Below are 20,068 nucleotides of genomic sequence, written 5' to 3'. Positions count from 1 at the left end.
AATATCTTACTTTTACTCTTCTCTCCACAACTTTTGTCCCTGTTCCATCTTCCGGCCTGGATAATCACTGAAGAACGACAAGAGGACCTGAGGCCCCGCCTCGCGCAGCTTCTCGTAGCGCTGCCTGCCGTAACCCTGCCCGGCCTCATCCCGTGCCGGTATGGCTGCAATGATCTCGCAGGGTGAGAACTCCTTGCTGTTGAGGCTGCCGTAGGTCTTGTCGAGCCGGTTATAGCTCAGGTACTCGAGTGAAGCCGCCAGCAACAGCAGGCAGCCCTGAGGCCACTCGCCCTCAAACAGCAGCTCCTGTGCCGGAAGGGGACTGAGCCGGCTGAGCACCACATCTTTCACGTCGACATACTCATAGAACTCCTCCCGGAAGTTGAAGGCCACCAGCACAAAGCGGATGCGGAAGCGGCCCGCTTCATAGAACCGGTCGAGCAGCTCGCTGTCCACCCCCAGGGAGGGAAGTGAGACCTTCACCTGGCCCTGTTCGGTAAGCGAAACCCGGGGTTTCACCTGCAGGGAGGGAACAGGCCGCTGGCGGCATTGAAGCTGAAGCCCTCCAGGAAGGACAGGTCGCCATCGTGCAGGTCGCGCTCCCCGCGCTCTTTGGAGCTGCCCCGGATGCTCCTGGATACCGCCGACGTGAGGCGGTTGACCATAGCCCCGTCGTGCAGGTCGCGGTGTAAGGGGTGAAATGCCTGCCGGATGATGCGGGCGGAGGAGCTGGCCAGCCCGAACTCGCAGGCACTGCGAATGCTGGCAGGAGTCTGTTTCTTTCTTTTTGGTTTGCTCTGAAGGACGTTCCTTCCCCGGTAGGTGCGGTACACCACCGATCCGGCACTTCCATGAATGCCGCCGTTTTTGTCAATAATTGCCATAATGAACTCGTTAAGTTTAAAGCAGGAGGCCATTATCGAACAACAGAAACTTCGGGATCAGCTCAATCAGATAATAAGGTCGTAAAGGCCTGTCCGCCTGGTTAATTCAGTATAAAGATGAGTATAAAAAATCAAGGAATCAATAGGGCCCTACTCGCTAAGTAGTTACATCCCCAAATTTATACCCTGTCCAAATAAGCACTCAGAGTCCACGTTTCTAAGCAAAAAGGTGGGATAAAGGTGGCATATGAGTAGCTTTTTAATAGCTATAATCACACCAGGGTCAGGTTTTGGGGAGGATAAAAGAAAAAGGAACTGTTCTCTCGCATTGAAGTTTAGATAGCTGCAGTGAGACCTGCGAGCGCTTTTAGCTTTGACCGAGGCTTATAGTTTCCGGAAGCTAGCCCCGCAGAGCTTCTTCATTGCTCTTAAAGCTTAGGCGGCCGATAAATGGGTGGAGCTCAAAATTCACTCTTTTTTGGTGATTTGAAATTAAATCCCGAATATTGCAATCCCAAAAGCAGCAGAGCTGGAGGCAATAAGCCGACAGTGAAGTAAAATAACCGGAATAAAAAGATTCCTGAGTAGCTCAGCCGGTTAGAGCATCTGACTGTTAATCAGAGGGTCGCTGGTTCGAGCCCAGCCTCAGGAGCTTTAAGCCTCACAGCATGTGGGGCTTTTCTTTTATATAGAATTTGATGCTCTCCTAAAGGATTTGAAGGGATATGTTTATATTCGCACGTTGGGCTGCATTACATCGCCGAAGCGGCAAGGAATAAGATGAATAGGTATAAGTGGGGCCATCTCTCTTAAATTTAATTGCGAACACCTGAGTTAGGCTCGCGTTTTCGGTGCGGCATGGCGGTCGTGTGCAACTTTAAGGGGACTGTGTGGGCGTTCTGCATAAAGCAGTCCTGGTGTTTTTTTAACAGTTACTTTGATAATGAAAATCCTTTTTGTTTGCGGAAGTGTTGAGCCTGGTAAAGACGGTGTGGGCGACTATACCAAATTGCTTGCAACTGAGTTTGAAAATATGGGCGCCGAAGCTGTTGTGGTAGCAGTTAATGAGGCCGAGAGTTCTCAGGACTATAGCGAAGTCTTTCAGCGAATTAATGGGATGGATCTCAAAACTTACAGAATGAGCGGTAAGTTGCCCTGGAAGCACCGGATCGAAAAGCTCAGGGAGATTCTGATTTCCTATACCCCCGATCTTGTGAGTCTGCAGTTTGTCCCGTTTTCTTTTCAAAAAAAGGGCTTCCTTTTTTCTCCCCCGGAGCCTGTCATCCCTGAAAGAACACTGTAAGAACTGGCATGTGATGTTTCACGAGCTGTGGGTGGCAGACTCGCATGCTGGTTCTGTTAAGGAGTTGGTTTTGAGGGAATTGCAAAAGTTTATTATCCGGCGGTTATTGAAAATGGTGAGGTTTCGCCACATAGCGACCAGCAATCCTTTCTATGCCTCAATGTTGGCCAGGATCGGTTACAACGCTGCTGTCATGCCTATCTTCAGTAATTTGCCTAAAGGTAAGGCGAGTTCGCTTGAGCTCATCTCAAACAGGGAGCAGAAAATCGTGGGTTTGTTCTTTGGCCATGTTCATTATCATGAGCAAATGGTCGAAAAGATCAGACAACTTGCTCGTCAGATAAGAGAAAGGATGGGAAAAGGGCTTGTTATCGGCCATGTTGGCAATAATCAAAATTATGTCACCAGGAATTTTTTAGTGAACTTGCATCTGTATCGGAAGTGGAGGTCCTAACGTTTGGTTTTTTAGATGCGAATGATGCTGCCGATGTGTTTGCTGGTGCGGATATAGGCCTTTCTAATTACCCTCTGCATCTGATAGGGAAAAGCGGAAGTATTGCCTCTCTACTTTACAATGGCCTGCCCGTTGTGTTGCTTGACGAGAATTGGGAATGGCAGCACCCGGAGGTATCTTATCTCAGGCCCATAGGTAAAATTGAATGTATTGAAGCATTTATTAATCAGGATCGGAGTTTTGCTGATATTTATTCTCCTGCGAGCGCTGCCAGGAAATTTGCCGGGCTTTTTTCCGGGGAAAAATAGTTTGTATATTTAGCTGATTAAAAGCTTGTATTTAGCGGAACAGGGACAAAAGTTGTGGAGAGAAGAGTAAAAGTAAGATATTAGCGTGCAGAAATTAGATAGATGCACGAGTCGTTTAAAGCCCTACTTCCCTTGATTATCCCTGAAGGGGTATCCGATTATTTCCAGTTGACAGATCATAAAAAAGACACTACCGGGATTCATATTTACCTGGAAGAGATCAACTCCATTCCGGTAGAATATAAGACCAACAAGTTACTCTCCAAAGGCTTCTTTGATGAAGTGATTCTGCAGGACTTTCCCATACGGGGACAGGAAGTGTATTTGCATGTTAAGCGACGTAGATGGTGGAATCTGGACACAGGTAAGGTCGTTCACCGAGATTGGAATGTTGTAGCAATAGGAACGCGGATCACCAGTGATTTCGCGGCTTTTTTAAAAGCAATCAGTCGATACCCAGCCACATAGTCTGCAGACGATCGCCTCCTTTTACGGGATCAAAGGCAAGAAGCTGCAGCGCTATTATCGCGATCAACTCAGTGAATACAAGAATTGGGAGCACCGTACCGATGCCCGTAAAGGCTTGATCTTCCCACAGAACATCGGTCCTTATCTCTCTATAGATGAGACCAGTCTTTCCCAGGGTGAGCTCTATACGGTGGTCACCAATAAAGAAGCTAGAGGCAAAAAGGGCACTCTGGTTGCTATTATGGAAGGTACCCGTTCGGAGAACATCATTCCACTGCTTCAAAAGATCCCCCAAAGACTTCGTAATAAGGTCAGAGAGATCACCTTGGATCTGGCTGGTAACATGAGTTTGATCGCTAAAAAGTGCTTTCCTTTGGCCTCGCAGGTCATTGATCGCTTTCATGTGCAGCAGTTAGCCACAGAAGCGCTACAGGAAATACGGATCAAATACCGCTGGGAAGCCATTGATGCAGAGAATCAGGCTCTGGAAGAAGCCAAAGCAACTAAAACAAACTATTCACCTGAAATACTATCCAATGGCGATACCTTGAAGCAGTTACTGGCCAGAAGCCGCTATCTGCTCTACAAGGACCAACAAAACTGGAGTGCTGAACAGGCAGAGCGGGCTTGCTTGCTCTTTGAACGATATCCTTCCCTGGAAAAAGCTTATCAGCTAACCCGGGGCTTATCCTGGATATTCAGCAACACCAAAGATAAGCTCTACGCCTTTGCAAGACTGGCCCGGTGGAACGAGAAGGTGGAGCAATCCGGCTTTAAATCTTTTAATACCATTGCCAGAACCATCAATCTCCACCACAACAATATCTTGAACTACTCTGATAACCGAAGTACAAACGCTTCAGCCGAATCTTTCAATGCCAAAATTAAGGCTTTCAGAGCTCAGTACCGAGGGGTAGGAAATGTTAATTTTTTCCTCTTCAGACTCATGAAATTATTTGCTTAGTCCACAGATTTTGGTCCAGATCCGGATCTGTATGCAAATAAGATTTTTGATGTAGCGCTCTTTGAGGAAGAAGATGTGATGTTTATTGACAGCGATATTTATTTTCTTCACAGGTTCGATATGCCTCACCTTGGGGAAACGCCCATTTTTATAGCCGATTTCATTCATGCCTACTCTTTTACTCCTGTGGAGTTTCATCGCATTAAATATCCGATCTTCCCTCGGGTAAATACCGGCTGGTTTTACTTTCCGCGCAAATACTTCGATCTTTCCTTCCTTGAAGACTTGCTAAATGATCCCATCATTGGCAAAGGGCTGGGACGCGTTTCCTGGCTTGAGCAGACCGTTTGGGGATTTTTAGCTGCGAGATGCGGGACTGTTAAATATTTCGACCCCAGACAGGTTCTGAACGCAAGGCACAAGTTAACGGTCGATGATAAAATGGTAGCCGTACATTTGATCTCGACTTACCGCGGACACTATAGTGAACTGAAGCTGATCAAGCCGTCGCCACAAGAAAGCCCGGTGCAGATTGAAACAGTTTCGCCCCGCGGGTATTTAACTATTCCCGCTTTCTGGGCGGACCGTATCAAAAAGAAGGTTTACCGGCATTTAGGCTTGCACCTGTAGCCCAGCGGGGACAGACTCGACCGTTAGCTGAGTGCCGGAGCCACGATGGTGCTCTTTGTGAAAGACCGTTTTTTTCGTATTTTAATTGAGCCTTTTTCGACGCTGCGCTGAAGAAAGGACGGCTTGGCCGCAGGATTGTTCTAAATTCCACTATCTTTGCCGCTCATTTTAAGATCCTGATTTCGTGATTAATGTAAATAATATTTCCGTTTCTTTTGGCGGAACGACGTTGTTTAGTGATGTAACCTTTCCGATCAATGAGAACGATAAGATAGCTCTGATGGGTAAAAATGGGGCGGGCAAGTCTACCATTTTAAAAATAATAGCAGGTGTTGCCAAGCCTACTACGGGCAGTGTTACCGGGCCTAAAGATGCGGTAATTGCTTACCTCCCTCAGCATTTGCTGACAGAAGATGATGTTACCGTTTTTGAAGAGGCTTCAAAGGCTTTTGCTGAGGTGCAGCAGATGCAAAAGGAACTGGACGAGCTGAACGAACAGCTCACGGTCAGAACGGATTATGAAAGCGACGATTACATGAAGTTGATTGAGCGTGTATCGGAGCTGAGTGAGAAATTCTATTCGGGAGAAGAGACAAATTACGATGCGGAAATAGAGAAAGTACTGAAAGGGCTGGGTTTTAAGCGCTCTGACTTTAGCCGCCCGACTTCTGAGTTTTCCGGAGGATGGCGCATGCGCATTGAACTGGCCAAGATCTTACTGAAGAAGCCTGACCTGATCTTGCTGGATGAGCCGACTAACCATATGGATATCGAAAGTATACAATGGTTGGAAGATTTCCTGATCAATTCGGCGAAGGCCGTCATGGTAATTTCGCATGACCGTACCTTTGTTGATAATATCACGAACCGAACGATCGAGGTCACCATGGGCCGGATTTATGATTACAAGGCGAAGTACAGTCACTACCTCCAATTGCGTGCTGAGCGCCGCGTACATCAGTTAAAAGCCTACGAAGAACAGCAACGTTTCATTGCAGACAATCAGGAGTTCATTGATCGTTTCAGAGGGACGTACTCAAAAACGCTGCAGGTGCAGTCGCGGGTAAAAATGCTCGAAAAGCTGGAAATCATTCAGATCGACGAAGTGGATACCTCGGCACTGCGCTTGAAGTTTCCGCCATCGCCTCGTTCCGGTCAGTACCCTGTGATTGTAGAAGAGCTGACCAAGGCGTATGGCGATCATGTGGTATTCGAAAAGGCTTCGCTGGTGATCGAGCGGGGAGAGAAGGTCGCTTTTGTTGGTAAAAATGGAGAAGGTAAGTCGACCATGATCAAAGCTATTATGGGCGAGATCGATTTTGAGGGAAGCTTGAAAGTTGGTCACAATGCTAAGATTGGCTATTTTGCTCAGAATCAGGCTGCTTTGCTGGATGAGAACTTAACGGTATTTGATACCATCGATCAGATTCCTTTGAGTGACGGAACCGTAAAAATCAAGGACCTGCTGGGTGCTTTTATGTTTAGCGGCGACGATATTACTAAAAAGGTTAAAGTACTTTCAGGAGGGGAGAAAACCCGCCTGGCCATGATCAAACTGCTATTAGAGCCGGTAAACGTATTGATTCTCGACGAGCCGACCAATCACCTGGATATGAAAACCAAAGATATCATCAAGGAGGCCTTGCAGGACTTTGACGGTACCTTGATCCTGGTGTCGCACGACCGCGATTTTCTGGACGGCCTTGTTAAGAAAGTATTTGAGTTCGGCAATAAACGCGTTCGGGAGCACTTTGAAGATATTAAGGGTTTCCTGGCCTACAAAAAAATGAACAGCTTGAAGGAGATCGAACAGAATTAGTGCCGGACATCGGGGTTTGCCGCCTTCTTTTCCACGTGGTTCGTTATTAATATTTAGTGCATGAAGACTGATACGTTACAAATCCTAAAGACCCTTGATGTTTCTATTGATCGCGTTTGGGAATGTGATGTAATCCGAAGTGTCTTGTAAACTGGCGGGAAGCCCAAGGCTTTACGTCTACCATACTGAAGATGGATTTCAGGGCAGGCGGTAAGTGGAAACTGCCGGCGCATATCAGCTGACTCTTCGCGTTCTCAGAGCAGCAGGTATCCCTTCAGAATATCCCATGCGAAGCGGAGCATGGTGCCGAAAACGACGATCAGGAAGAATACGCGAATGAACTTGTTCCCTCTCAGAAGTGCCAGCCTTGTTCCCAGGAAGGAGCCGGCGAGATTAAAGACCGCCATTGGGATGGCGTACTGATAGAGGATGTGGTTTGTGCCGGCGAAGTACAGGATGGCGGCAAGGTTGGTAGCTACGTTTACATATTTGGCGTAGGCGCTTGAATGGAGGAAGTCGAAGCCGAGGAGCGAAATGAAAGCAAGTATCAGGAAAGTGCCCGTGCCCGGACCGATAAGTCCGTCATAAAAACCAATGACGAAGCCAAACAACAGGCCGGTTAGGACTTGCCTGAGGAAGGAATGATTTTTTTCCTGGTGCAGGCCGAAGCTCTTTTTCGTGTAGGTATAGATCCCAGTTGCCAGAAGAAGAAGCAGAATGAAGGGTTTGACGTCAGCAGAGCTTACTTTCGAGATACTATACGCGCCGAGTATCGCTCCTGTAAATGCGGCGATAATAATGAAAAGGAGGAGTTTGACCTTTATCTTGACGCGTCTGGAGTAGCTGACAGCAGCGAATAGAGTGCCTGATATTGAGGGGATTTTGGTGGTGCCGAAAAGGGTTGCCACGGGATACTGCGGGAGGATGATGAGCATGGCTGGTGTCTGCAGTAAGCCGCCTCCGCCAACGATAGAATCTATAAAGCCGGCGAAGAAGGAAACAATACAAAGCAAGACGAGTTGAATAGTCATGAATACAGGAACTTAAGGGATGACGGAAGGCAAAAATAAGTTTTGAAAGGTATAATGTGCTATCTATTTCCTACCTTAGCCTGATTTTTTTGTTTGATGAAAATGAATACATCCTTTGATTTTGAGAAGCCGATAGCGGATCTTCAGCAACAGATAGAAAAAGTAAAGCAGGTGTCGGAAAAGACGAAAGTCGACATGACTGCAACGGTGGCGGAGCTGGAGCAGAAGCTGAACGCAGCAAAAGAGCAAGTTTATTCTAATCTGACGGGCTGGCAAAAAGTCCAGATCTCAAGACATCCTGAAAGACCATACACGCTCCAATATATTGAAATGATGTGCGACTCTTTCGTGGAACTCCACGGCGATCGTACAGTGAAGGACGATAAAGCCATTGTAGGCGGTTTCGCTTCCATAGGCGGGCAGACGGTCATGGTAATTGGCCATCAGAAGGGAACCAATACAAAGCTCAGGCAGTACAGGAACTTTGGGATGGCTAACCCGGAGGGTTACCGGAAGGCACTGCGCCTGATGAAGCTGGCGGAGAAATTTAACAAGCCTGTTGTTACTCTTATTGATACCCCGGGGGCTTATCCCGGGCTGGAGGCTGAAGAGCGGGGGCAGGGCGAGGCTATTGCGAGGAACCTTCTGGAGATGTCAGTGCTGAATGTTCCGGTTATTTGCGTGATCATTGGCGAGGGGGCTTCGGGCGGTGCACTGGGGATTGGGATTGGCGACAAGGTGCTGATGCTGGAGCATTCCTGGTACTCTGTTATTTCCCCTGAAAACTGTTCGGCGATCTTATGGAGAACCTGGGACTATAAGGAACAGGCTGCGGAAAGTCTCAAGCTGACTGCGGAGGACATGCTGAAGAATGGCTTAATCGATGGGGTGATCCCGGAGCCTTTGGGCGGTGCGCATCAGGATCCGAAGTTAATGGCTTCCATTCTGAAGGATAGAATAGTAAGTGATCTTGCCACTCTAAAGGGCCGAAAGATAGAGGAGCTGGTTAGCGAGCGGATTGATAAATTCTGCTCAATGGGTGTGGTTGTAGAATAAGCGGGCGACCGAGATAAAGTACAGAACGATTAAAGGCACAGCGTTTTCGAAAAGCAGTTAGGATAAATCGGGCTTGCAGTAAAAAGAAAAGGGGCGGAATTGATTTCCGCCCCTTTTCTTTTTATGATGCTCTTTTAGAAATTAATAGGAAGTTTTGATCTCAATGCCGTGAACTTATTGCTGAGTTCATGATGCAGGGCAGTCTGCTTGTTCTCTTCAGTGATCTTTACCAGTTCATTCAGGATCGAAACCCCGAGCTGGATGTCGCTCATGGCAAGGCTCTGCGTACCTGGCGACATGCTTCCCAGATAGGTCAGTTCTGCGTCTATGTAGTCAGCCGTGTGTTTGACAAGGGCGTTGGCCTTCGCAGTCTCCTTTACCTGATACAGCAAGTCGGCTGTATAGTACCGGTGTAAAATATAGTAGAAGATATAGTTCCTTTCAGGAATCACTTCGAGTGATTTGTTAAGGACCTTTTTTGCTTCTTCTGTCCGTCCTTCTTCAAGAAGTTTCTGTGCGGTTGTGTTGAAGGTTTTGATAATAGTTGCAATCATTCTTGTCGACTCAGGATCAAGATAGCTCGCGTTTTTCATGTTGCCCCACTTGAACTTGGTCATGATGTTGGTATACATCCGGTCAGCGTTCACTCTGCCTGGTTCTCCCTGATCGGCTGAGTCGGCAACAGCAGGCTTTAATGGCACCAAGCGGTAAGCAAAACCTTCGTTGTACAGGTATTTTTCCAGTCCGATGTAGTTGCTGGAAGGAACAGTGACGGCAAAATAAATAGGCCGTTTCCAGTCATTATGCGCCAGAATGTCGAACATTGCCAGCTCGGTTTTGGTAACATAGCCCTTATTATAGGTCCATTGCATAACAGGTGCAATGCTGTCTTTCATTGCCTGACTTACGGTCCTGGTTGCCAGAACCTGGGCGGGGTTAATGGTAATCTTGAAGTTCTTTGTAGGCAGGATATTTTCTTTGCTGCCGTCCTGCATAGCCACCTTATCATTGTCGTTGTCAGATGTAAGCACGTCAAACAGATTCTTCAGCTCAATTGGCTCGGCGAACTTGTAGTCATAATAACGGATCACATCACGCACACCCTGAACGTATTTTTCATCGGGCATGGTAATAGGGAGCGGATCTGAATTATTGATCTTGTCCTTCATCTGACGGATGTACCAGTCGGTGCCCAGCAAGCTGAGGTTTACGATGCGGACGTCTGGCCGAACGCCTTCCACTTCCTGAGCATACCATAGTGGATAGGTATCGTTGTCTCCGTAGGTGAATAAAATAGCGTTCGGAGCGCAGGATTCAAGGTAGTCAATAGCAAAGTCGCGCGTTGTGAATTTAGTTGAGCGATCGTGGTCGTTCCATTCTTCCTTCGCCATAAGTACCGGAGCTGCGAGCATACATGCAACCGTTGCTACGATGCCGGCCGTAGTGGGCGACATCTTTTTTCGTAGCCAGTCGGCAATAGCGGCGACTCCTAAGCCTATCCAGATAGCAAAAGCATAGAAGGAGCCAGCATAAGCATAGTCACGTTCTCTTGGCTGGAGCGGGCTCTGATTGAGATAGAGTACGATCGCAAGGCCTGTAAAGAAAAATAAAAGGCCAACTACCCCTGCGTCTTTCTGGCTGCGGGAGAAGTGCCAGATGGCACCGAGCAGTCCGATGATCAGGGGCAGCAGATATAAGCGGTTGTATGCTTCGTTGGTTGTGATGCTTGGGGGCAGGTTGTCTTGCGGGCCTAGTCTCAATGCATCGATCGGTTTAATGCCGGTGATCCAGTTTCCCGAGGTCATATTGCCATGGCCCTGATCGTCATTTTGACGGCCGGCAAAGTTCCACAGGAAGTAGCGTGCATACATGAAACCCGTCTGGTAGGAGAAAAGAAAGCCCAGGTTCTGAGCAAAGGATGGCGACTCGGTTTCCCCCATACGCATCCATTCTCTGTAGTAAGAAACGTGCTGCGGATCGTCGCTGTACATTCTGGGAAGGAGTGTGTTACGGTCATAAGTCGCTTCAAACTTCTTGCTGGCTACTTCGTATTTGTCTTTTCCTTTGCGGTAAACGTTGTCTCCCTGCTTGTAGTCAATCACCTGAGAGTCGAAGTATTGTCCGTACATCAGCGGACGGTCGCCGTATTGTTCACGGTTAAGGTAGCTCAAAAGAGCAAATGCGTTATCAGGATCACTGTTGTTGAGGGCAGGGTTTGCCTTGGCCCTTATTACGATCATTGCAAACGAGCTGTAGCCCAAAAGAATAAAGGCAGTGCAAAGTAATGCCAGGTTTAATACCGGCTTTGCCTTCCTGATAGAGTAGAGGATGCCGTAGGTTAGTCCCCCGATTACCAGTGCCATAAAGACAACAACACCGCTTCCAAAGCCCATGCCCAGGGTGTTTACAAAGAACAGGTCGAAGTAAGCGGCGAGTTTCACGAGATATTGGATAATCCCATACTGAATGACTCCAAGGATGACGATGCCGACCAATAGCGCGATCAGTGTCCCTTTGCCAGTTGGGTTCTTGTATCTGCGGAAGTAATACACCAAAGCGATCGCAGGGATCGCCAGCAGGTTCAGGAGGTGGACACCAATTGAGAGGCCCATAATATAGGCTATGAAAAGAATCCATTTATCGGCGTCAGCCTCTTCTGCATGTGCATCCCACTTTAATATAGCCCAGAAAACGACAGCTGTACATAAGGATGACATGGCATATACCTCTGACTCAACTGCTGAGAACCAGAATGTGTCTGAATAGGTGTAGGCAAGAGCACCAACGAGTCCGGAGCCGATTATGGCAATCAGATTGGAAGTTGTTAATTCTTCTCCTGTCTTCCACATAACTTTTCTTGCGAGGGCCGTGATGGTCCAGAATAGGAAGAGGATAGTAGCGCCGCTTGATACTGCGGAGCCGACATTCATCCAGAATGCAACTTGTGTCTTGTCGGCAGCAACCAGAGAAAAGATTTTTTGTAACATCAGGAAGAGTGGTGCGCCGGGCTGGTGTACCACCTGTAGTTTGTAAGCTGCTGCTATAAACTCGCCGCAATCCCAGAAGCTGGCTGTAGGCTCTGCTGTTAATATATAGGTCGCTGTGGCGATCACAAAGCAAAGCCATCCAAATAGATTATTAACTTTATTGTAATTCATAAAACAACTATCGATCAATACGAAGCCCGAAAATAGCGAATACTATTTAAATACCAATCTTTGCCCTTCTTAAACTTTGATAATGGACTGTTAAGAATTGTTAAAATTGGTGATGAGCCGGGTAGCGGTTAAGTTGTTGCTAATTTTGCTGACTGTGCTAATGCTGGCTAAGCGACTGATATTGAGTAGATACTGCTGGGTTTTATGAGTCTCGGAAAGGGCTCTTCGGCGTTGTTTCTGCTGGTTTTATTTTTTTAAAATTCATTTTGCTTTAATCGGATATCGTCCTATATTTGCATTCCGTTTCGCAGAACGCTGTTGAAGCGGTAGATTGCCCGATAGTATAAAGGTAGTACGACAGATTTTGGTTCTGTTTGTCTAGGTTCGAATCCTGGTCGGGCAACTTAAAATTCGGATCCCACTCCTCTGGATAGCGTGTCCGGGTTTATGTTACCAGATGTTGTGCAGGAACATATTTTGTCAGTAGAATGTGTAATCATAAGACCGGATTCCGAAATAATAAAAAATGTCACTCCACCAGATAAATCCTGTTAAGTTATTTGCCGGTTCCGGAACAACCGAGCTGGCGGCAAAAATTGCACAGTCGTATGGCCAGGAATTAGGCGATATAGTGCTTTCTCACTTTAGCGATGGCGAATTTCAGCCGTTCTATAACGAGACGATCCGGGGCTGTAATGTGTTTCTGATTCAGTCGACCAATCAGCCTTACGATAACCTGATCGAATTATTACTGATGATCGATGCGGCAAAAAGGGCTTCGGCTCACTACATAACAGTAGTGATACCGTATTTCGGGATGGCGCGCCAGGACAGAAAGGATAAACCGAGGGTAGCTATTGGTGCAAAGATGGTTGCTAACTTACTTACGGCAGCAGGTGCGCACCGCATCATGACGATGGACTTGCATGCGGCCCAGATTCAGGGCTTTTTCGATATCCCAGTTGATCACCTCGATGCTTCGGTCATTTTTGTTCCTTATATAAAGAGTCTGAATCTTCAGAGGCTGACAATTGCCTCACCTGATATGGGCGGCTCATACCGGGCCAGGTCTTTCGCCAAGTTCTTTAACGCGGAGGTTGTTATTTGTGACAAGAGGCGTAAGCGGGCGAACGAGATCGAGTCGATGTCGATCATCGGAGATGTTACCGGGCAGGATATTGTTCTGATCGATGATATCTGTGATACTGCAGGGACTCTTGCCAAAGCGGCCGGCCTGATCATGGAAAACGGAGCGAACAGTGTAAGAGCTGTCTGTACGCATCCCGTGCTTTCGGGGAAGGCATACGATACTATAGAGAATTCGGCGCTGACGGAGCTGATTGTGAGCGACACCATTCCGCTGAGCCGTTCATCAGAGAAGATTAAAGTCCTATCAACCGCTGATCTATTTGCCAAGGCGATAGGGATTGTGGATGAGCATGGATCAATCAGTGATCTTTTCCGTGTGGACGGGTAAGCTGACGAAAAAAGAGAATAATTAAATTTTTAAGTAAATAATCATATGAAAACTATCGCTATTAGCGGTTCCCGCAGAGGGAACGTAGGGAAACGCGATGCAAAGGAGCTGCGCTACGAAGGTAAAGTGCCTGCTGTTTTGTATGGCGGCACAGAACAAGTACACTTTGCTGTTGAAGCAAGTGACTTAAAGTCTCTTATTTACAGCTCTGACGTCAGCTTCGTTGAAATTGACGTAGAGGGCGTTAAAACTCAGGCTATCCTTCAGGATGCACAGTTCCATCCTCTTACCGAGCAAATCCTTCATGTGGATTTCTTCCAGCTGAGCCAGGACAAGCCGCTGGTTATGCAGATCCCTGTGAAGTTGACCGGTACTTCTCCTGGTGTTAAAATGGGGGGTAAGCTGGTTCAGAAACTTCGTAAGCTAAGAGTGAAAGCTTTGCCTAAGGATATGCCTCAGTATGTTGAAGTTAGTATTGAGCCCCTGGAAGTTGGTAAATCGGTTCGCGTACGTGACCTGAAGTTCGAAAACTTTGCGGTTACCAACGTTCCTGAAGATACAATTGTATCAGTAACAACATCCCGTGCATTAAGGCAAGCTGAGCAGGACGCTAAGAAATAAGTTTCTCAATGTCCCCGCAAAGGGAATAAAGATCAGAGGGCCCTCAGTTTACTGGGGGCCTTTCTTTTTGTACACCTCCTGCCCTTTTATCTTTCCTGCTGTAGTCCTACTTTTGCGCCTATGAAATATTTGATCGTGGGCTTGGGTAATATTGGGCCTGAATATGCTGATACCCGTCATAACATTGGTTTTATGGTAGCTGATGCCATGGCAAAAAAGGCCGGGGTTTCCTTTTCAAATCTTCGCCTTGCATATTACACGGAAGCCAGTTATAAGGGGCGAAAGCTTTACCTTATCAAGCCCACCACTTATATGAACCTGAGCGGTAAAGCGGTCAATTACTGGATGCACGAACTGAAGATCCCTGTGGAGAATATCCTGGTCATCGTAGACGATCTGGCCATTCCTTTTGGCGCCATTCGCCTGAAGCCTAAAGGGAGCAGCGCGGGACACAATGGCCTTAAAAGTATTGAATCGCTTGTGGGCAGTCAGCACTATCCCCGCCTGCGCTTTGGTATAGGTGATCATTATCCCAAGGGGCGGCAGGTAGACTTTGTGCTAAGCAGCTTTGATGAAGACGAACAGCCGGAGCTGCCCGGGCTGATTGATCGATCGGTAGAGATGATTGAGAGCTTTGTTACGGTTGGCGCCGAGCTCACGATGACACGCTTTAATAAATAAGTTTCTTTTTCGTGTGGAGAACGTGCTGCCGATGCATCTGCATCAGGAGGGAGGACGTGTATTTCTCTGTTGTAATGAAAATATAACATTTTTTAACATACAGAGTTAAGAAAGCTTTTTATTTTTGTACTAAATATTTAGTTGCAAGCCACAGGCTGAGAGCGAGAGATAAGCCGCTATTTATTTGGCTCTTTTATCTTGAATTAGAAATCTAACCACATAGTTAATATGAAACTCTCAACCTTCATCTGCCTGCTTGGAGCAATCTTAATCCTTTTCAGCAACGCCCTTAGGGCACAAGGCCCTGTTCATTTATTCACCATTAAGGGCGTTGTGGTCGACTCTGCAGGCGGAAAGCCGCTTGAGTATGTTACCGTTTCGCTCAAAGACCAGACTAACAAACCGCTTAAGACAGCGCTTAGTGATTCTAAGGGACATTTTTCATTTAGTAAACTGTCAGCGGGTGCTTATCAGGTTACCGCGGTTTCTGTTGGGTATAAACCGGCGACAGTGAAAGTGCCGCCAATTGGCGCTAATTCCGGTGCAGAAGTGAATGCCGGTACGATTCGTCTGACTGCAAAAAATAACCAGTTAAAGGAAGTGAGCGTGACGGCAGATAAGCCGGTGATCCAGCAGGAGCCTGACCGGATATCCTATGATCTGCAGGCCGACCCTGAAAGTAAGGTAAATAATGTGCTTGATATGATGCGAAAAGTGCCCTTGCTTTCGCTTGATGCTGATGATAATATTAAGCTGCAGGGAAATTCAAACTATAAGATACTGGTAAATGGGAAACCCTCAAGTATGGTGGCCAAGAATCCAAAGGATGTCCTGCGCAGCATGCCTGCCTCGAGTATTCAGAAAATTGAGGTGATCACTACTCCTCCTTCCAAGTACGACAGCGAGGGCTTAGCCGGGATCATTAATATCATAACAACCAAGAAGATTGATAATGGCTATAACGGAAGTATCAATATCAATGAACGCTTTCCTGTTGGCGGCCCCGGTGCCGGCGGTTCATTTACATTAAAGCAGGGAAAGTTTGGTGCTTCCGGATACGGCGGAGTAGGATATTACAGCCAGCCGAGTGCAGGCTATCATAGCAGTCGGCTGAGCAACGGAGCTGAAGTGCCTTTGTCGCGCTTATTCCAGAATGGCACGCGTGAGTTTGATAATAATTATAAGTATCTGGGTACTGAATTAAGCTTTGAGATTGATACTCTTAACCTCATTACTGCGGAAGTGGGCTTTAACGATGGTACGTATGATGCCAAAGGGATGCAGGATTCGCGGACGTTCGATGCGCTTGATGCCGTGACAACGGGATACACCACAAACGACGACAGCAGGAACACGTGGAGCGGTATTGATCTGGCCCTTAACTATCAAAAAGGATTCAAGGGTAAAAAAGACCGGCTTCTTACGTTCTCCTATCGCTATTCCAATTCGGACGATAAAACTTTTGATTCGCATGTACTTGGGAACCGGATCAGCTGGCCTATGAACGACTACCGGCAAAAGAATAATGGCGGCTCAGGCGAGCAAACTATCCAGCTCGACTATGTTCATCCTGTTAATAAGAAGCTGACCGTTGAAGCTGGATTAAAGGCGATACTGCGGGACAATAACAGCGATTTTAGATATGATTCACTTAATGTGGACGGCGTCTTTGTTAATGATCCGCTCCGTACCAACACTTTCGACAACAACCAGGATGTGTTTGGAGCTTACACATCTTACCAGTACAATATCAAGGACTGGGGATTTAAAGCCGGCGTGCGGGTGGAAGAGACGACGATAAAGGCCGACTTTATTTCGAGGGCTCAGGAGCTGGACAAGGACTTTTTTAGTATCATTCCGACATTCTCCCTGAACCGGAAGTTTAAGAATATGAGCAGCCTGAACTTCGGTTTCACCCAGCGTATTCAGCGGCCCAGCATCTGGAACTTAAATCCCTTTGTAGACAGATCCAACCCCAACTTTGAATCGGCCGGAAATCCGGATCTGAAGCCTGTAGTGAGTAATGATATCAGGATGGGCTACAGCAGATTTAAAAAAGGCTCCATCAACATTGGGATCAATTACAGCTTCTCTAACAATACCATACAGCAGTTCTCGGTATATGATAAGCCCAGACAGGTGACCTACACTACTTATGGAAATATTGGAAAGGACCGTACCCTGGGAACTAACTTTAATGTTAATTACCCCATCACGAAAGCGTGGAACTTCAATATTAGCGGGAACATGAATTACGTCTGGCTGAAAGGCATGATCAACGGAAGGGAGGCCAGTAATAGCGGGGTGAGGGGGTATTTTTATGGCGGAACAGGTTATAAGTTTAATAAGGGCTGGAGGTTAAATGCCGATTTTAGTTACAGCAGTCCTTACATCAACCTGCAGGGACAAGGCAGTTCCTATTATTACACGTCGCTCAGTGCCAGCAAGGAACTCATTAAAGAAAAATTGACCTTTTCTGCTGCAACAAGTAACCCGTTTAACAAATATCGCTACTTTGTTAATGAGACGACAGGGGCGGGATTCAGCCAGTCAAGCACGTATCAAAACTATTTCAGATCTTACCGGTTAAGCTTAAATTACCGCTTCGGGAAGCTTCAGGGCGGGATCAAGAAGAATCAGCGGGGGATTAAGAATGACGATGTGAGTGGAGGAAAGAGCAACGAGTCGCAGTAGTGACGGTCGCACAGTTGCGATTTTTCACTATGTTTGGTACATGAAAGTATACGGGATTAAGAATTGCGATACTGTTAAGAAGGCGTTGAAGTGGCTGGATGATCACCACATAACGTACGAGTTCCACGATTTTAAAAAGCTGGGGGTTTCAGAAGAGAAGTTGGCTGAATGGGATGCGAAAGCGGGCTGGGAAGCGTTAATCAATAAGAGAGGCACTACATGGAAAAAACTCGATCCGGCAATTCAGGCCTCAGTATCAAACAAGCAGGCTGCTTTCCAACTGATGATGGAGAAAACCAGTGTAATCAGACGCCCAGTGATAGAGACGCAGGGGAGTTTTATCCTTGGGTTTAACGAGGCAGAGTATCTCGAAAGACTAGGACAGGTCTAGTACGTGCTGTCGCTTTATTCGCATTAAATGGAGCAGTTCTAGAATGTTTTTGTGTAATTATTTAAATAGGACGATGAGTAGTGCACACGGCTAAAGTGAGTACGACGGTGAATTTATGACTGGAAGGTTATTTTACGCTTTGGCAGCGGTTGCTTTACTGACAACAGCTCAGGCAAGGGGACAATCAGCTGAGGGATATTTTAGTAACAGCAAGCCGGAGAGTATTTACGATTATACCGAGGCGTTCGATCATAATTTTTACACCAGGGAGGGCGGCCCGTATCGCTCGGCCTCTGGAAAGCCGGGGCATGCCTACTGGCAGAATCGGGCGGACTATGAAATCAGTGTGACGCTCGACGATCAGAAGAATGAGATCTCAGGCACTGAGATTCTTACCTATACCAATAATAGTCCAGATTCGCTTGACTTTTTATGGCTTCAGCTGGATCAGAATCTTTTCAAGTCCGATTCAAGGGGAACGATGATGATCCCGCTAAGCGGAAGCCGGAGCGGAGCCAAAGGGCAGGCTTATGACGCAGGATTCAGGATCAGGCACGTTGAGCTGATTGCCGCCGACGGAAAAGGGCAGGATCTGGCGTGCATGACGGAAGACACCCGAATGCAGCTGCTTCTTCCGGTGGCTCTGCAGCCCCGCGGTCAGGTGAAGCTGAGAATAGAATATTCATATATTATTCCTTTCTACGGAGCAGACCGGACCGGCATAGCAGAAACCGACGGGGGAAGATCTTTTCCGTTGCACAGTGGTATCCCCGGATGTGTGTGTATGACGATGTCTCGGGATGGAATACCGATCCTTACAACGGTTTAGGCGAGTTTTATCTGGAATACGGCAATTTTGATGTCAGGATCACCGCGCCGGCCGATCATGTGGTTGTATGTTCAGGGCAGCTCCTTAATCCATCGGAGGTGTACACAGCTCAGGAGTTGAAGGCATGGGAAAATGCGCGACGGAGTGATCGTGCGGTACTTATTCGTGATGGACGGCCTCCCCGTCAGGGGAAAGCGCCGCTCACCTGGCACTACCGGATGGACAATACACGAGACATCGCCTGGGCTAGTTCTGCTGCCTTTATAGTAGATGCCGCACGGATCAACCTGCCGGACGGGACTACTGCTATGGCGATTTCAGCATATCCCAGGGGGGCTGACAGCAAGTCCGGCTGGAGACGCTCGACAGAATACGTAAAGGCCTCAATAGAACATTATTCTGCGAAGTGGTATCAATATCCTTACCCTGTCGCTGTTAATGTAGCGTCAAGCCTTACAGGAATGGAATATCCGGGCCTGGCTTTCTGCTCGCTGAAAGAGAAGGGCGCGGGGCTGTGGAGCGTTACTGATCATGAAATGGCTCATAACTGGTTCCCTATGATTGTTGGAACAAATGAGCGGCGGCATGGCTGGATGGATGAGGGGCTGAACACGTTCATCAACTATCTGTCAGCGGAGTCTTTTAACGGCGGGGAGTATAAAGAAGGCGATAAAGATATGCACAAGTGGGCGCGTGTTTTTGCTGATGACAGGATGGAGCCGGTAAAAGTTAGCGCCGATAACATGAAAGAGGACAATAGCGGAATGCTGATCTACCTGAAACCTGCCCTCGGTCTGCTCATGTTGAGAAACCAGATCTTGGGTGAAGAGCGGTTCGACCGGGCTCTCAGGGCGTACATCCGCAGCTGGGCCTTTAAACATCCCACACCTGACGATTTTTTCAGGACCATAGAGAATGTGGCCGGAGAGGATCTAAGCTGGTTCTGGAGGGGCTGGTTTCTCAAGAACTGGAAGATGGATCAGGCCATCACCAATGTGAGTTATAACAAAAACAATCCGCAGAATGGCGCGCTTATTACGATTGCCAATCTTCAGAAGATGCCGATGCCTGTGATCGTAGAGGTGACAACCAAGGCGGGCGAGGTATCGCGGATGAAACTTCCGGTGGAGATATGGAAGAGAGGCGCTGAGTGGAAGTTCCTCTTCCCCTCGAAAGAAGAACTGTCGACTGTAACGCTCGACCCCGACCATGTTTTACCCGACTGCAACACCAGCAATAACAGCTGGAAGGTGCGGTAAGGTGCAGGGGAATCAGGTTTATTGGTATATTGGAAGGCGAC

Annotated in this window: 19 protein-coding genes and 2 tRNA genes; 17 read left to right on the top strand and 4 right to left on the bottom strand. The window is 47.4% G+C overall.

The window, feature by feature from the left end; genetic code table 11:
* Positions 1-12 precede the first annotated feature (12 nt).
* Both ACES2C_RS02575 and ACES2C_RS02570 read right to left on the bottom strand, forming a co-directional pair.
* Positions 13-519: a hypothetical protein gene (locus tag ACES2C_RS02575; protein ID WP_374165459.1), complete on the bottom strand. Its 507-nt coding sequence runs from the start codon at positions 517-519 to the stop codon at positions 13-15.
* The gene (locus ACES2C_RS02570; protein ID WP_374165458.1) at positions 516-884 is read right to left on the bottom strand and encodes a hypothetical protein; all 369 of its coding nucleotides are present in this window, start codon (positions 882-884) and stop codon (positions 516-518) included. The genes ACES2C_RS02575 and ACES2C_RS02570 overlap by 4 nt, the downstream gene beginning before the upstream one ends.
* A 578-nt stretch (positions 885-1,462) precedes the next feature.
* On the opposite strand from ACES2C_RS02570, the gene ACES2C_RS02565 reads away from it, so the two are divergent.
* The 8 genes from ACES2C_RS02565 (at position 1,463) to ACES2C_RS02530 (ending at position 6,830) form a co-directional block, all read left to right on the top strand.
* Positions 1,463-1,536 (top strand) — tRNA-Asn (locus ACES2C_RS02565).
* A gap of 291 nt (positions 1,537-1,827) precedes the next feature.
* On the top strand, positions 1,828-2,187 hold the full coding sequence (locus ACES2C_RS02560; RefSeq protein ID WP_374165457.1) for a hypothetical protein: 360 nt from the start codon (positions 1,828-1,830) through the stop codon (positions 2,185-2,187).
* A gap of 13 nt (positions 2,188-2,200) precedes the next feature.
* Entirely contained in the window at positions 2,201-2,641 is a 441-nt protein-coding gene (locus tag ACES2C_RS02555) for a hypothetical protein (protein WP_374165456.1), read from the top strand.
* On the top strand, positions 2,629-2,949 hold the full coding sequence (locus ACES2C_RS02550) for a hypothetical protein (protein ID WP_374165455.1): 321 nt from the start codon (positions 2,629-2,631) through the stop codon (positions 2,947-2,949). Before ACES2C_RS02555 ends, ACES2C_RS02550 begins: the two co-directional genes overlap by 13 nt.
* A 102-nt stretch (positions 2,950-3,051) precedes the next feature.
* Entirely contained in the window at positions 3,052-3,417 is a 366-nt protein-coding gene (locus tag ACES2C_RS02545; protein ID WP_374163170.1) for a transposase, read from the top strand.
* A 115-nt stretch (positions 3,418-3,532) separates the two neighbouring features.
* Complete coding sequence (locus ACES2C_RS02540; protein WP_374165454.1) at positions 3,533-4,381, top strand: transposase; 849 nt, start codon at positions 3,533-3,535, stop codon at positions 4,379-4,381.
* A gap of 75 nt (positions 4,382-4,456) precedes the next feature.
* Positions 4,457-5,011 carry a hypothetical protein gene (locus tag ACES2C_RS02535; RefSeq protein WP_374165453.1) on the top strand — a complete coding sequence of 185 codons (555 nt, stop codon included), beginning with the start codon at positions 4,457-4,459 and terminating at the stop codon, positions 5,009-5,011.
* A 184-nt stretch (positions 5,012-5,195) separates the two neighbouring features.
* Positions 5,196-6,830, top strand: a complete 1,635-nt coding sequence (locus ACES2C_RS02530) for an ABC-F family ATP-binding cassette domain-containing protein (RefSeq protein WP_374165452.1) — start codon at positions 5,196-5,198, stop codon at positions 6,828-6,830.
* A gap of 254 nt (positions 6,831-7,084) precedes the next feature.
* Here ACES2C_RS02530 and ACES2C_RS02525 read toward each other — a convergent pair whose 3' ends face one another.
* Positions 7,085-7,861 (bottom strand): sulfite exporter TauE/SafE family protein, encoded by a 777-nt coding sequence (locus ACES2C_RS02525; protein ID WP_374165451.1) that lies wholly within the window; start codon positions 7,859-7,861, stop codon positions 7,085-7,087.
* A 102-nt stretch (positions 7,862-7,963) separates the two neighbouring features.
* Here ACES2C_RS02525 and ACES2C_RS02520 point away from each other — a divergent pair, with 102 nt between their 5' ends.
* On the top strand, positions 7,964-8,917 hold the full coding sequence (locus ACES2C_RS02520; protein WP_374165450.1) for an acetyl-CoA carboxylase carboxyltransferase subunit alpha: 954 nt from the start codon (positions 7,964-7,966) through the stop codon (positions 8,915-8,917).
* Between the two features lie 134 nt (positions 8,918-9,051).
* On the opposite strand, the gene ACES2C_RS02515 is transcribed toward ACES2C_RS02520, so the two are convergent.
* Positions 9,052-12,075 (bottom strand): DUF2723 domain-containing protein, encoded by a 3,024-nt coding sequence (locus ACES2C_RS02515; RefSeq protein ID WP_374165449.1) that lies wholly within the window; start codon positions 12,073-12,075, stop codon positions 9,052-9,054.
* Between the two features lie 332 nt (positions 12,076-12,407).
* Between ACES2C_RS02515 and ACES2C_RS02510 the strand changes: the two genes are divergently transcribed.
* From ACES2C_RS02510 to ACES2C_RS02475, 8 genes are all read left to right on the top strand, one after another.
* Positions 12,408-12,478 (top strand) — tRNA-Gln (locus tag ACES2C_RS02510).
* Between the two features lie 123 nt (positions 12,479-12,601).
* Positions 12,602-13,552, top strand: a complete 951-nt coding sequence (locus ACES2C_RS02505) for a ribose-phosphate pyrophosphokinase (RefSeq protein ID WP_374165448.1) — start codon at positions 12,602-12,604, stop codon at positions 13,550-13,552.
* A gap of 45 nt (positions 13,553-13,597) precedes the next feature.
* Positions 13,598-14,173, top strand: coding sequence for a 50S ribosomal protein L25/general stress protein Ctc (locus ACES2C_RS02500; protein ID WP_374165447.1), 576 nt, complete (start codon positions 13,598-13,600; stop codon positions 14,171-14,173).
* A 120-nt stretch (positions 14,174-14,293) separates the two neighbouring features.
* The gene (pth, locus tag ACES2C_RS02495; protein WP_374165446.1) at positions 14,294-14,854 is read left to right on the top strand and encodes an aminoacyl-tRNA hydrolase; all 561 of its coding nucleotides are present in this window, start codon (positions 14,294-14,296) and stop codon (positions 14,852-14,854) included.
* Between the two features lie 228 nt (positions 14,855-15,082).
* A complete protein-coding gene (locus ACES2C_RS02490; RefSeq protein WP_374165445.1) occupies positions 15,083-17,548 on the top strand; it encodes an outer membrane beta-barrel family protein in 2,466 nt (821 codons plus the stop codon).
* A gap of 40 nt (positions 17,549-17,588) precedes the next feature.
* Complete coding sequence (locus ACES2C_RS02485; protein ID WP_374165444.1) at positions 17,589-17,939, top strand: ArsC family reductase; 351 nt, start codon at positions 17,589-17,591, stop codon at positions 17,937-17,939.
* A gap of 115 nt (positions 17,940-18,054) precedes the next feature.
* Complete coding sequence (locus tag ACES2C_RS02480; RefSeq protein ID WP_374165443.1) at positions 18,055-18,768, top strand: hypothetical protein; 714 nt, start codon at positions 18,055-18,057, stop codon at positions 18,766-18,768.
* Positions 18,720-20,027: a M1 family metallopeptidase gene (locus ACES2C_RS02475; protein ID WP_374165442.1), complete on the top strand. Its 1,308-nt coding sequence runs from the start codon at positions 18,720-18,722 to the stop codon at positions 20,025-20,027. Before ACES2C_RS02480 ends, ACES2C_RS02475 begins: the two co-directional genes overlap by 49 nt.
* Positions 20,028-20,068: the final 41 nt, after the last annotated feature.

This window comes from Arcticibacter sp. MXS-1 (assembly GCF_041902385.1).
Classification (GTDB): Bacteria; Bacteroidota; Bacteroidia; order Sphingobacteriales; family Sphingobacteriaceae; genus Arcticibacter.
Note: the sequence above shows the minus strand (reverse complement) of the source record. Positions and strands in the feature narration are given on the sequence as shown.

Bases quoted from the DNA above. Each gene is read 5' to 3' on its own strand.
- ACES2C_RS02480 (WP_374165443.1), top strand. From the start codon at position 18,055: ATGACTGGAAGGTTATTTTACGCTTTGGCAGCGGTTGCTTTACTGACA.
- ACES2C_RS02490 (WP_374165445.1), top strand. From the start codon at position 15,083: ATGAAACTCTCAACCTTCATCTGCCTGCTTGGAGCAATCTTAATCCTT.
- ACES2C_RS02500 (WP_374165447.1), top strand. From the start codon at position 13,598: ATGAAAACTATCGCTATTAGCGGTTCCCGCAGAGGGAACGTAGGGAAA.
- ACES2C_RS02525 (WP_374165451.1), bottom strand. From the start codon at position 7,861: ATGACTATTCAACTCGTCTTGCTTTGTATTGTTTCCTTCTTCGCCGGC.
- ACES2C_RS02570 (WP_374165458.1), bottom strand. From the start codon at position 884: ATGGCAATTATTGACAAAAACGGCGGCATTCATGGAAGTGCCGGATCG.
- ACES2C_RS02555 (WP_374165456.1), top strand. From the start codon at position 2,201: ATGTTTCACGAGCTGTGGGTGGCAGACTCGCATGCTGGTTCTGTTAAG.
- pth (WP_374165446.1), top strand. From the start codon at position 14,294: ATGAAATATTTGATCGTGGGCTTGGGTAATATTGGGCCTGAATATGCT.
- ACES2C_RS02560 (WP_374165457.1), top strand. From the start codon at position 1,828: ATGAAAATCCTTTTTGTTTGCGGAAGTGTTGAGCCTGGTAAAGACGGT.
- ACES2C_RS02505 (WP_374165448.1), top strand. From the start codon at position 12,602: ATGTCACTCCACCAGATAAATCCTGTTAAGTTATTTGCCGGTTCCGGA.
- ACES2C_RS02515 (WP_374165449.1), bottom strand. From the start codon at position 12,075: ATGAATTACAATAAAGTTAATAATCTATTTGGATGGCTTTGCTTTGTG.
- ACES2C_RS02485 (WP_374165444.1), top strand. From the start codon at position 17,589: ATGAAAGTATACGGGATTAAGAATTGCGATACTGTTAAGAAGGCGTTG.
- ACES2C_RS02545 (WP_374163170.1), top strand. From the start codon at position 3,052: ATGCACGAGTCGTTTAAAGCCCTACTTCCCTTGATTATCCCTGAAGGG.
- ACES2C_RS02520 (WP_374165450.1), top strand. From the start codon at position 7,964: ATGAATACATCCTTTGATTTTGAGAAGCCGATAGCGGATCTTCAGCAA.